This window comes from Streptomyces pristinaespiralis, assembly GCF_001278075.1.
Lineage (GTDB): Bacteria > Actinomycetota > Actinomycetes > Streptomycetales > Streptomycetaceae > Streptomyces > Streptomyces pristinaespiralis.
In genome coordinates this window covers 7,480,405-7,492,501 of record NZ_CP011340.1, presented here as the reverse complement: position 1 = coordinate 7,492,501, position 12,097 = coordinate 7,480,405, and the positions used below count along the sequence as shown (strand labels likewise).

General features: G+C 71.5%; 6 protein-coding genes. 3 read left to right on the top strand and 3 right to left on the bottom strand.

Annotated elements, in window-relative coordinates; translation table 11 throughout:
* Positions 1–5 precede the first annotated feature (5 nt).
* The 3 genes from rhaS to SPRI_RS32230 all read left to right on the top strand — a co-directional run bounded on the left by rhaS (position 6) and on the right by SPRI_RS32230 (position 2,584).
* Positions 6–1,091 (top strand): rhamnose ABC transporter substrate-binding protein, encoded by a 1,086-nt coding sequence (rhaS, locus tag SPRI_RS32240; protein ID WP_005320672.1) that lies wholly within the window; start codon positions 6–8, stop codon positions 1,089–1,091.
* A gap of 65 nt (positions 1,092–1,156) precedes the next feature.
* The gene (locus SPRI_RS32235; RefSeq protein ID WP_005320669.1) at positions 1,157–1,477 is read left to right on the top strand and encodes an L-rhamnose mutarotase; all 321 of its coding nucleotides are present in this window, start codon (positions 1,157–1,159) and stop codon (positions 1,475–1,477) included.
* A 78-nt stretch (positions 1,478–1,555) separates the two neighbouring features.
* On the top strand, positions 1,556–2,584 hold the full coding sequence (locus SPRI_RS32230) for a LacI family DNA-binding transcriptional regulator (protein WP_005320667.1): 1,029 nt from the start codon (positions 1,556–1,558) through the stop codon (positions 2,582–2,584).
* Positions 2,585–2,681: 97 nt separating this feature from the next.
* Here the strand turns inward: SPRI_RS32230 and SPRI_RS32225 are convergent, their stop codons facing one another.
* The 3 genes from SPRI_RS32225 to SPRI_RS32215 all read right to left on the bottom strand — a co-directional run bounded on the left by SPRI_RS32225 (position 2,682) and on the right by SPRI_RS32215 (position 12,077).
* Complete coding sequence (locus SPRI_RS32225; RefSeq protein ID WP_005320665.1) at positions 2,682–5,963, bottom strand: family 78 glycoside hydrolase catalytic domain; 3,282 nt, start codon at positions 5,961–5,963, stop codon at positions 2,682–2,684.
* Between the two features lie 40 nt (positions 5,964–6,003).
* Positions 6,004–9,408 carry a glycosylhydrolase-like jelly roll fold domain-containing protein gene (locus SPRI_RS32220; protein WP_005320663.1) on the bottom strand — a complete coding sequence of 1,135 codons (3,405 nt, stop codon included), beginning with the start codon at positions 9,406–9,408 and terminating at the stop codon, positions 6,004–6,006.
* Positions 9,409–9,473: 65 nt separating this feature from the next.
* Positions 9,474–12,077, bottom strand: coding sequence for a glycoside hydrolase family 127 protein (locus tag SPRI_RS32215; protein ID WP_053557574.1), 2,604 nt, complete (start codon positions 12,075–12,077; stop codon positions 9,474–9,476).
* Positions 12,078–12,097 lie beyond the last annotated feature (20 nt).

Below are 12,097 nucleotides of genomic sequence, written 5' to 3'. Positions count from 1 at the left end.
GTCCCATGTTCACACCCACCGCCGGATCGCGCCGCCTGACTCTCGCGCTCGCCACCGTCACGGCCCTCGCCCTCGGCGTCACCGCCTGCGGCGGCACGACCAAGGACTCCGCGTCGAAGGACGGCGGCACCGCGGCCGCCGGCAAGGCCGACCCCAACGCGGAGACCAAGAAGGACCTCACCGTCGCCTTCCTGCCCAAGCAGGTCAACAACCCCTACTTCACCACCGCGGACAACGGCGGCAAGAAGGCCGTGGAGGAGCTGGGCTCGACCTACAAGGAGGTCGGCACCAGCAGCGGCACCGACACCGCCGGTCAGGTCAGCTACGTCAACACCCTGACGCAGCAGCAGGTCGACGCGATGGCCGTCTCCGCACAGGACCCCGGCGCTCTGTGCACCGCGCTCAAGCAGGCCATGAAGAACGGCGTCAGTGTCGTCACCTACGACTCCGACACCAACAAGGACTGCCGCCAGGTGTTCGTCTCCCCGGCCTCCGCCGAGGACCTCGGCCGCACCCAGGTCCAGTTGCTGTCCGAACAGATCGGCGGCAAGGGGGAGATCGCGATCCTGTCCGCCGCGCAGACCGCGACGAACCAGAACACCTGGATCGACTTCATGAAGGACGAACTGAAGAAGCCCGAATACAAGGACATCAAGCTCGTCAAGGTCGCCTACGGCGACGACGACGCCCAGAAGTCCTTCCAGCAGACCCAGGGCCTCCTCCAGGAGCACCCGGATCTGAAGGGCATCATCTCCCCCACCACCGTGGGCATCAAGGCGGCCGCCCAGTACCTGTCCGGCTCCAAGTACAAGGGCAAGGTCAAGCTCACCGGCCTGGGCACCCCCAACGACATGCGCGCCTACATCAAGAACGGCACCGTCGACGCGTTCGAACTGTGGGACCCGGCCAAGCTCGGCGCCCTGGCCGCCCACGCCGCCGTCGCCCTCGAATCCGGCCGGATCACCGGCGCGAAGGGCGAGACCCTCACCGCGGGTGACCTGGGGACCTTCACCATCGGTGAGGACGGCGTCGTCTCGCCGGGCGAGCCGACCGTGTTCGACAAGTCCAACATCGACAAGTTCGACTTCTGATCCGTACGGCAGGCTGTGGGGCCCCGGGACTCCCGGGGCCCCACACCCGACAGCAAGGTGACTCGATGCAACGCGTCTGCTTCCTGCTGAAGGTCCGCTCCGAGAGGGTCGCGGAGTACCGCGACCGCCATCAGGACGTGTGGGCCGACATGCGCGCCGCGCTCTTTGAAGCCGGCTGGCACAACTACTCCCTCTTCCTGCGTGAGGACGGCCTGCTCGTCGGCTATCTGGAGACCGACGACTTCGAAGCCGCCCGCGCGGCCATGGAGGCGACGGAGGTGAACGCACGCTGGCAGGCCGAAATGGCGGAGTTCTTCGAGGAGCTCGAGGGACAGGCGCCCGACGCCGCCATGCGTCCTCTCACCGAAGTGTTCCACCTGGCGTGAACCAGGTCCCGGCTCCGTAGGATGAACGTTCCCTGTCGGACCTATTCGAGGACGGGGATGAAACAGCAGGAGACACACATGACGGACTCCATGCCGACTGTCGGCATCAAGGACGTGGCACGGGAGGCGGGGGTCTCCGTGGGCACGGTGTCCAACGTGCTCAACCAACCGAGCCGCGTCTCGCAGCAGACGCGGCGTCATGTGGAGCAGGTGATCGCGCGGCTGGGCTACGTGCGCAGCGAGTCCGCCCGTCAACTGCGGGCCGGGCGCAGCCGCGTGCTGGCGCTCCTCGTCCTCGACATGGGCAACCCGTTCTTCGTCGACCTCGCCCGCGGGGCCGAGCGCACGGCACGGGACGCGGGACTCGCGGTCATGGTGTGCAACAGCGGGCAGAACGCCAAAGAGGAGGCGGAGTACCTCGACCTCTTCGCCGAACAGCGGGTCCGGGGGGTGCTGGTCACCCCTGCCGACCCCAGCGGGCAGAGCCTGCTCAGGTTCCGCCGGCACGGCATCCCCTACGTCCTCGTGGACCGGGTGGCGGGGGACGCGGAGGGCTGCTCGGTCTCCGTCGACGACGTCGCCGGCGGCGCGCTGGCGATCCACCACCTCACGGGCGCCGGTCACCGCTCCATCGCCTTCATCAGCGGGCCGCCGCACCTGCAGCAGGTGCAGGACCGGCGGACGGGGGCGCTGGAGGCCCTGGCCCAGGCCGGTCTGCCGCCCCATGCGCTCCAGGAGGTGCCGACCGAGCGCCTCGACGTGGCTGCCGGACGTGACGCGGGGGCCAGGCTGCTGGGCCTGGCGGAACGGCCCACCGCCGTCTTCTGCGCCAACGACCTGCTGGCCCTCGGTGTGCTCCAGTTCATGTACACGGCGGGCATCAAGGTTCCCGAGGAGATGGCCATCGTGGGCTACGACGACATCGAATTCGCCGCCGCGGCGACCGTTCCGCTGACCTCCGTCCGGCAGCCCGCCCGCACCATGGGCGCCATGGCGGCCGGCCTCCTTCTCCAGGAGACCGGTGATCAGGCGGACGAGCACCGGCACGAGCACGTGGTCCTCCAGCCCGAGCTGGTCGTCCGCGGCTCGAGCCTGCCGGCGCGCTGACGCCCCTGCGCATTCTTGCGGGCCGGTGTCGGGCCGGCGGAAGGAAGAACGCAAAGAGCCGGACCGGGCCGACGCCCGGTCCGGCTCTTGCTGCCTGCTACCTCTGCCCGGGCGGCAGGTCGCCGGCGGCGTACACCGAGGTGAAGGTCCAGTCACCGGAGCCGATCTCGTAGACCGCCTCGCCCTGCTCGGTCCGCAGCAGCTCCGCACCGTCCGGGGCGGTGACGTCGCCCGAGGTGAACGGCACGCGTACCTCTGCCGTGCTGCCGGCGGGCACCGTCAGCCGCAGCCGGTAGCGGTCGCCGTCGCGCTGCCAGTCGGTGCTAGCGGTGCCGTACGGGGTGCGGTAGGAACCCGAGGCGGAGGTGAGGTCACCGACGACGGCCGGGTCGATGAGCAGTCTGCGGTAGCCGATGGAGCCGGGGGCCTGCTCGATTCCGGCGACCCGGTCGGTGAACCAGGAGTCGATGGCGCCGAGCATGAAGTGGTTCTGGGACTGGCCGGGGCCGCCGTCCCAGGACTCGCCGAGCGTGGTGTTGCCGTTCAGGACCTGGTAGCCGTAGCTCGGGCTGGTGGTCTGCGTGGCGATCTTGTGGATGATGTCGTCGCGGCCGGCCTCGGTGAGGACGCGGAAGGCCGCCGGGAGCGAGATCTCGCCGAGGACCAGGTGGTGGCCGGCCTCCTCGACGCTTCCGACGAAGTGGTCGAGAAGGCGGGCGCGTTCACCGTCGGGGACGGCTCCCATGTCGAGGGCGAGGGCCTCCGCGCCGTGGCCGCCGCCTCCGAAGGTCCCGGACTCCTGGTCGTAGAACCTGGCGGTCAGTGCCTCGGCACTGGCGTCGGCCTTGGCACGGTAGACCGCCGCGCCCTCCTGGTCGCCCAGGACCTCGGCGATGCGGCTGAGCCCGTCGACGACCCGCCAGTACCCGTAGGTGCCGGCCACCGCCCGCGGGAAGGTCCGGTCGGGGGTGAACCAGTCGCCGAGGCCGTAGTCGAGGATGCCGCCCTGGACCTTCTGTTCCAGGAAGGCCACGTACTCCTTCATCTGCGGGTAGTACGTGGTGAGCGTGTCCCGGTCGCCGTAGGTGGTGTAGAGCTGCCAGGGCACGAGGACGAAGGCGCCGCCCCAGTTGGCGTCGTTGCGGTAGCCGCCCGGCAGGTTCGTGTATTCGGGGACGGTGCTCGGGATCAGCCCCTCCTCGGTCTGTGCGTCGGACATGTCGCGCACGAGCTTGCGGAAGTAGGCCTCCATGTCGTAATTGCCGGTGAGCGTGGGGAACAGCAGCTGGTTCTGCTCCAGCCAGCCGAGCTTCTCGCGGCTCGGGCAGTCGGTGAGGACGCTCATCATGTTGCCCTCGACGGCACGGCGGATGATCGAGTGGATGCCGTTGACGAGCTGGTTCGAGCTGGTGAAGTCACCGGCGGAGACGTTGTCGGTGTGCAGGACCTTGCCGCGGACGGTGACACTCGCGCCTTCGGGCAGTCCCTTGAGCTCGAGGTAACGGAAGCCGTGGTAGCTGAACTTCGGGTGCCAGGTCTCCGCGCCGTCGCCCCGGGTGGTGTAGGTGTCCCACAGGGGTCCGCCGACGTTGCTGATGGACTGGAAGGCGTGGCCGTCCTTGAGGCTTTCCGCGGGCAGGATGCGGATGTCGGTGCCGGCCGGTGCCGAGACGGTGATCTCGGGCCAGCCGGCGATGTTCCGGCCGATGTCGAAGATCCGGCTGCCTTCGGCCGCCTCCTCGACCTCCTTGCCCGTGAGGGTCTCGATGACGCGGATCGGTTCCGTCTCGCGGGCGCTGAGGAGGGCGGGCTTCTCCGCCGTGCCCGGGCCGGACACGGTGGCGGCCTCCTTCCATGAACCGCGGTTTCCTTGCGGCTTGTTCCAGTCCGGGATCTCGCGGCGGGCGTCGTGGTCCTCGCCGCCGTACCAGTTGGAGGAGGTGGTCGGACCGAGGGTGGTACGCCAGTCGCTGCCGCTGCTCACACGGCGCACGGTGCCGTCGGCGAGCGTGATCTCCAGCTGGGCGACGAGCCCCGGGTCGCTGAGGTTTCCGTACAGCTTGCGGTAGCGGTCGGCGGTGCTCACCACGTTCGACATGCCGTTGCCCAGTTCGACACCGATGGTGTTGTGTCCTGCGCGCAGCCGCTCGGTCACGTCGTAGGTGGCGTACTGGACGCGTTCTGCGAAGTCCGTGTTGGCCGGCTCGAGGACGGCGTCGCCGACGGGCTCGCCGTTGATGCTCGCGTCGTAGACACCGAGGCCGGACACGTACAGCCGCGCCCTGCGCACGTCCTTCGGCAGCGTGAAGTCCTTGGCGATCAGCGGCAGTCCGGCCGGGAGGTACGGCTTCGGCGGCTGCTGTCCGGTGACCCGGGCAGCGCGGGCGAACGGGCCGCCGGCCGAGTCGCCGGTGGAAAGGGTGTAGTCGACGGGGAAGTGCGGGACGCGTCCGTCGTCGGTGAGGACGTCGGCCCGCGGGTAGAGCGCGACCTGGTCGAAGGTCTTGGCGGACTTGAGGTCGAGGGTGAGCACGACGGGCGCGTCGGACACGTCGGGCCCGGTGTGCGGGGCGCTCGAGTATCCGGCGGCCGTCTGCAGCGCGCTGTTGGGCAGACCGTCGACGGCGAGGGCCGGCTCCCACGTCTTGCGGACCGTGCCGGTCTCGGAGGCGGTCACGACGGCGCCCTTCGCGAGACCGGCGGTGCCGGTCCCGGAGTCGCGTACGTCGATCTCGCCGAGCTGGAGGCGCCAGGACCGCGCGGGAAAGTCGTCGGCGAGCGGCAGCCCGAGCCTCGTGACGTCGAGGCGGACGTAACGGGCGGTGGTGCGCGGCAGATCGACGATCACGGGCTCGACGGTGCGCCTGCTCAGCTGCCAGTCGGGGTGGGTGATCCAGTCGGCGTCCCAGTCCTGCTGCTTCGTCAGGCCGGTCTCGAAGACGGCGGCGTCGCTCCAGCCGGAGTCCCTGCCGTTGTCGCCGGACCAGAGCATGACGCGCCAGTACACGCGGCTGCGGGAGCCGAGTTCCTTGCCGGCGTAGGTGGCTCGGGGAACGCCGGAGGCGACCTTGCCGGAGTCCCACAGGTCGGGTCTGCCCTGCCGGAGCCGGCTCAGGGAGGTGGCCGCCTGGACCCGGTAGGCGGACTGGACGACACCTCTGGCCCGGCTGGTGGTGCTCCAGCTCAGATACGGCGTCGTGTCGTCGATGCCGAGGGCCTGCGTGAGGTGCTGGGTGCGCAGCTCGACGGGGGTGATGCGGGCGGGGGCCTTCGCGTCGGCGGTGACGGCCGACGGCAGTACGGTGACCAGCGCGGTGAGGCCGGAGGCGACGAGGAGTGCGGGGCGCCGGCGGGCGCGCCGGGTGAGAGCTCTGCTCATGGTGGTGCTCCTTGCGGGTGCGGGGTGGGACACGGCCGGGTCAGACACGGTTCAGGACGGCCGTGACGCGGCGGTACGGCCGCAGCGTCACGGGGCCGAGCAGTCCCGACGGGAGCGGCTTCCTGCGTTCGTTGGACAGGGTGTTGGAGACGCGGACGCCGACGGTGTTCCGTCCGGGGCGCAGGACGTCGGTCACGTCGGTGATGTACGGACTCCACAGCAGCGGCGGCAGTTCGGTGCCGTTGACGGTGACGGCCGCGACCTCGCGCACCTGGCCGAGGTCGAGGCGGAAGCCGCGCCCGTCGAGCGTGGCCGCGTCGAGGTCGACGGTGGTCGTGTACGTACCGCTGCCGGAGAACAGCGGGTCGAGGTCGGTCCAGCTGCCGAGGGGTCGGGTGACGGGCGTGGCGCCTTCCTTCTCGAGGGTCAGCGTCCAGTCGCCGCCCAGCTCCACGGCGTGCAGCGGGCCGGTGACCTCGGCGGTGCCGCGGTAGGTGTGCCGGTCGTCGGTGCCCGCCAGCGGGTAGCTGCCGGGCGCGTCGGCGACGGCGGTGACGTGCAGGGTGTTCCTCCCCGCGGTGACGTCCTCCACGGGCAGGGCCGCGTCGGTGAGGTGGGCGCCGGGCCGGGTGGAGGGGCGGACGACGATCGCGACGGTCTCGTAGGGGCGCAGGCGCAGCGGCAGCCGGACGCCCTTCCCTCCCCGGTCGCGGCGGTACACGGGCGCGGGCCGCGCGACGCCGGTGGCGGGGTCCCACAGTTCCGGGACGCCGTCGGCCGGCAGTGCGGCGACCGTCTCGACGGCCTGTCCGCTCTCGTTGTTGACGAGGAAGGCCATGTCCTTGCCGCGGGCGGTGCGCAGGATCCTGACGGCGCCTGCGGGCGGTTCGAGCACGGCGGCGGCGACTCCGGCAGCGTGTGCGGCCTCCCGCAGGCCGGCGGCGTCGGTGACGCGTACGGCCGTGCCGGCGCCGGTTCGGCGGCTGCCGGGCGCTGTGTCGCCGAAGAGCGCGGACAGCGCCCGTTCCAGGCCGCGGTCGCTGCCGTTCGCCTCGTGGCGGGGAAGGTCCCCGACGGCGACGACGGTGCCGCCGCCGCGTACGAACGCCGTGAGGGTCTTCACGGCGGCCGCGTCGAGCGTCGGGGTGAGCGGCAGGACGACCAGGTCGTAGTGGGCCTCGCCGACGCTGAGCCGGCCGCCGCGGGTGACGGCGTGGGCCAGCAGCCCGCGGTCGCCGCTGAGCGCTCCCTCGTGGACGAGGTCGAAGTCGACCTGGGCGCTCTCCAGCGCGTACGCGGCGTCGCTCAGCGCGCTGTCGACGGCGCCCTGCTTCTCGGTACCGCGCCACTGCTCGGCCGCCCGCTGCGGCTGGACGATCGCCGTCCGCGCGGCGGACGTGCCGCGCGCGACCTCCATGACCCGGCCGATCCAGTCGGCGAGCGGTTCCATGGCCCACCACCAGGGGGCGCGCGGGCCGAACGGCGGCGGGAAGAACACCCGGGTCTCGTCGGTCCACAGGGCGTGCAGCACGGTGAGGTTGATGCCGCGGGCGGCGTTGGCGCCCACGAGGGCGCGGGCGAAGTCGGGCGCGACCTGCCAGCCCATGTTGCCGAAGGCCTCGAGCAGGGCGCGTTCGCGGCCCATCTGGTGCGCGACGCTCACCGGGTTGCGCGGAATCATCGTCGGCTCGCCGGCCACGTACTCGGCGGTGATGATGTCGCCGCCGGGGACCTGCGCCCACTGGTGGACCTTGTGCAGGTCACCCGTGGAGGCGATGCGCTTGGAGGGTGACGTCTCGTCGTACAGGGGGTTGGTGACAAGGGCGACGTGCCGCTTCTCGTACCAGCGGGACTGCTTCTCGAAGTAGGCGGCGAAACGGTCGGAGACGGCCTGCCAGTACCGGCCGCGGGCGATGCGGCCGTCGCGTCCGAGGTCGTCGAAGGCCGAGGCGTACGCGGTGCCGGGCTCGACGCCGACGGCGCGGAGCGCGTCCTCGAGCGCCGGCGACCAGGGGAAACGCTTGAAGTGGGCCTCTGCGGAGGCGAAGTACGGCTCGTCGTCCCAGAATCCCGGTACGACGTTGCCGAAGTAGCGGCCGAACCGGCGGTGGTACTCCCCCGGCACCATGTCGAGGAACAGGTCGACGGGCTCGTCGTCCAGCAGGTCGACGTAGCTGCGGCTGTAGCCCTGGCTGTCGTCGATCAGCGGGCTGCCGCCGAACACGTCGATCTGCCAGCGGCCCGCGGGGACCTGCCAGGCCCTTCCGGCCCGGAGGTCCGCGGTGAGTTCCACGATCCGGTCCGTTCCCGTGGCGCCGACGGGACGGGCGACGGCGGCGACGGGCACGGCGGTGCCCTCGGTCTGCGGGCGGGCCGGGAAGTCGCCGGCGCAGGCGGGATCGTCGAAGGTCTGGGCGTACAGGGTGGTGCCGTCGGCGGCGGTGACGGTCAGGCTCTCCCACAGGGCGCGCTGCGCGTCGACGGCGCGGACGCCGACGCTGCCGGCGGCGTGGTGTCCGTCGGTGACGGTGGCCTTGTCCCTGCCGTCGAGGGTGACGCCGAGGGTGTCACCGTGGACGGTGACGGCGAGCGTGTGGAACCTGGTCCTGTTGAATCCGTCGGTGCGGCTGCTGCGGGCCAGTTCGACCGGCGCCGCGCCGGCGGCGAGACGCAGGACCGTGACGACGCCGGTCTGGTCGAACTCCACGGCGTAGCCGTCGGTTCCGGTCGCAGAGGCCCGGACCACGAGCCCGGCCGCGCCGTGCTCGGCCTTGGCGCTGCCGGTGACGGTGAGGTCGGCCCACTGCGTCCCCCGGGCGAGCACGGCGGCTCCGCCGAGGACATCGGCGTCGGCCACCAGACGGCCGGCGTCGGTGCCCACGCCGGTGGTGGCGGTGAGATCGGCGGTCGCGGGCCCCTCGACGACGGTGGTGGACCGCCACAACGCCTTGAGCCGCAGGTCGGGCCGGGGGGCGTAGGTGCGGGAGCCGACGGTGCCGCCCTTGACGATGTACTCACCGGCACGCCCGCTGGGGAAGTGGTCGTCGTTGAACAGCCACACGCGCATGCCGGTGCGCTCGGCGACGCGCAGGACGTGCCCGACGATGCCGAACCATTCCTCGCTGAAGAACACCGGCTGCATCTCGGCGTTGTCGAAGGGGAAGACGATGACCTCGTACATGCCCTTGGAGCGCAGGTCGGCCATCTGGGCGTCGACGAGTTCGGGCGTGACGGTGCCGTTCCAGTACCAGTAGACCGTCGGCCGGCTGTCCCGGCGGGGGTCGGCGAAGTGCTCGGGGGCGTAGCCGCTCCCCCTGGCGGCCGCCGCATCCTCGGGCCGCGCGGCGTGGGCGGTACCGGCACCGGGCAGGCCGACGGCGAAGGCGGCTCCGGCCGCGCCCGCGGCGACGACGAAACGGCGTCTGGACAGGTCGGATTCGTACAACGGAAACTCCATCGTTCGGGGTGGATTGCCGGCGGGCGCGTCCGGGCGGCGCCGGCGGGGCGCCGTCAGTGGGCGGCGAGCGCGGCCACTTCGGCGGCCGACAGGGCACGGTTGCGCAGCCGGAAGTCGGCGATCGCGCCGTGCAGGAACGGGTGCGTGGGGTTCTGCGAGCGGCCGAGGTAGTTACGGGTGGTGGCGCCGAGCAGCAGCGGGCTCATCGCCATGGCGGCATTGCGGCCGGCCTCGGTTCCGTCGACGTACAGCACGCCGGTACCGCCGCCCAGGGTGAGGGCGACATGGACCCATCTGCCCTGCGGCAGGGGACCGGCGGCGTCGATCACGTCCTCGCCCTCCATGCCGGAGATCTTCATCGCGGCGCGTGCCCGGCCGGCTCCGGTGCGCGGCGTGAGGAACAGGTAGGTGCCCTTGTGGAAGCCGAGGTCGAATACCCGGGCGGAGTTGGTGAGCGAGTCGACGCGGACGCGGACGGCGATCGTCAGCTCGGACAGTGCGGCGGGCAGTGCGGCGGGAAGGGCGACGTGGCCGCCCGCCCCGTCCAGCAGCACCGCCGCGCCCGCGGTGTGAGAGGTCCAGGAGGCGCCGGCGGCGAGCGTGGCAGCGGGGAAGGTCCCGGCGGCGTCGGCCGCGGTGGCGCCCCGGCCCTCGTCGAGGGGGTAGTGGGCGATGTCGCGTTCACGGACCGGCCGAGGGGTGACGGCCCAGTAGACGGTGTAGTTCTGGTGGTGGATCTTGTAGAAGGGGCGCAGCACCACCTCGCGGCCGTCGGCCACGGCGGTGAACTCCAGCGGGACACCTGCCACCGGCTTCAGGGTCTTCGGCCGGATGTCGGGGATCGTGGCGAGCTCGGTGCCTCCGTACGCTCCGGCCAGTACGACCGGACCGTAGGAAAGCGACTGCACCTGCGGATTGTCGGGAGCGGCCTGCCAGACCGGTTCACGGGGGAGGATCAGCTCCACCGTGTCGCCGCGGCGCCAGCGGCGCTCGATCGTGAGGTACGTGCCCGGTCTCGCGGGCGCGCCCGCCGGGCGGCCGTTCAGCCGGACCGTGGCACGGTCACCGACGGCGGCGAGCCACGCGGGGATCCGGATCTTCAGGGCGAAGCGCGCGTCACCCGAGGTGACGGTGAGGCGGGTGCGGTCGGTCTCGGGGTGGCCGGTTTCCTGGCGGAGCGTCACCCCCTTCTGCTGCCACGTGACTTCGGAGGGGATGAACAGGTTCACGTACAGGGCGTCGGCGTCCGGGCCCGCGGAACGGAAGTAGATGCTGTCGGCGAACTTGGTGTGCGTCTCCATGCCGGTGCCGTGGTCGCAGGAGAAGTTGTCGTAGTCGCTGCTGTAGCTGCCGGGAGCGGCGCCGAGTCCGCCCTTGGGCTGCCGGCGCGAACCGGCCCACAGGCCGGTGTAGTAGGTGACGAAGCCGTGCTCGGAATCGGGGTCCTGCTCGCCGAGCATCTGGTTGAGGAGGGTCCACTCGTAGTGGTCCATGTACGCGGCGGTGGACGGGTCGTGCAGGAAGAGCTGCCGGCCGAGCTTGAGCATGTTGTAGCTGTTGCAGTTCTCGCAGGTGTCCTCGGACAGCCTGCTGACGATCTCACCCGGAGGCCCGAAGAACTCCTGGTTGGAGTTGCCCCCGATGGCGTACGAGTGGTGGCGGACCACCGTCTGCCAGAAGTGGGTCGCGATGTCGAGGTAGCGCTTCTCCCCCGTGGCCTCGTAACTGCGCACCGCGCCGACGACCTTGGGGATCTCGGTGTTGGCGTGCCGGCCGGCGAGTTCGTCGCGGCCTGCGGCGAGGGGCCCGTAGAGCTCCTCGTGGTCGAAGCGTCGCGCGGTGCGCAGCCGGGCGGGGTCGCCGGTCTCCAGGTAGAGGTTCGTCAACACCTCGTTCATCCCGCCGAATTCGACCCGCAGCAGGGACTGCATCCGGTCGCGGGCGAGAGGTGCCGTGCGGGAGTCCACCCAGTCCGCCATGGCCGTCAGCACGGTCATGGCCTGCTCGTTGCCGCTGAGCCGGTACTGGTCGAGCAGTCCGGCCATGATCTTGTGCAGCGTGTAGTACGGCGCCCAGGGCTTTCCCCCGGCTTCGAGCTGGTCGAAGACCGTCTCCGGGAAGGCGGACAGATAGCCGGGGCGGTATCCGGCGGCAGGTGACCGCGCCTGGCACTCGGCGAGCGCCGCGACCAGGTGTCGCGCCTTCTCCGCGTAGGCGTCGTCGCCCGTGTTGGCGTGGGCCTGGGCGAGCGCGGAGAGCAGATGGCCGGTGCTGTGACCGCGCAGCAGGACGTCCGGGGCCTCCCAGCCGCCGCACGGCTCCGCGCCCGACGGCAGTCCGACATTGCGACGGAAGGTGTGCAGCAGCCGCTCCGGGTCGACGAACAGCAGGTAGGCGCAGGTGCGCCGCATGTTGGCGAGGAACGGGCTCTTAAGGAGCCGCACCTCGGTCAGCGGGAACGGATCGAGCGCCGGCCGTGCGACGGCCGCTGTGGACCCGGTGCCGGTGTCGGCCGGCGGTGCGGCGTCCGGGACGGAGGTCGGGGCCTCGGCGGCCACCGCCGGTACCGCGGCCGCCACGGTGGAGGCGGCCGCGGCGGCGGTGGCGGCGAGGACGCGGCGGCGGGTGGGGCTGGGCGCATGGGGTCGCGCGGACAAGAGCCGGCTCCTTCGGGGAA

Coding starts and splice junctions, on each gene's coding strand:
- rhaS (WP_005320672.1), top strand. CDS start 6: ATGTTCACACCCACCGCCGGATCGCGCCGCCTGACTCTCGCGCTCGCC.
- SPRI_RS32235 (WP_005320669.1), top strand. CDS start 1,157: ATGCAACGCGTCTGCTTCCTGCTGAAGGTCCGCTCCGAGAGGGTCGCG.
- SPRI_RS32230 (WP_005320667.1), top strand. CDS start 1,556: ATGACGGACTCCATGCCGACTGTCGGCATCAAGGACGTGGCACGGGAG.
- SPRI_RS32225 (WP_005320665.1), bottom strand. CDS start 5,963: ATGAGCAGAGCTCTCACCCGGCGCGCCCGCCGGCGCCCCGCACTCCTC.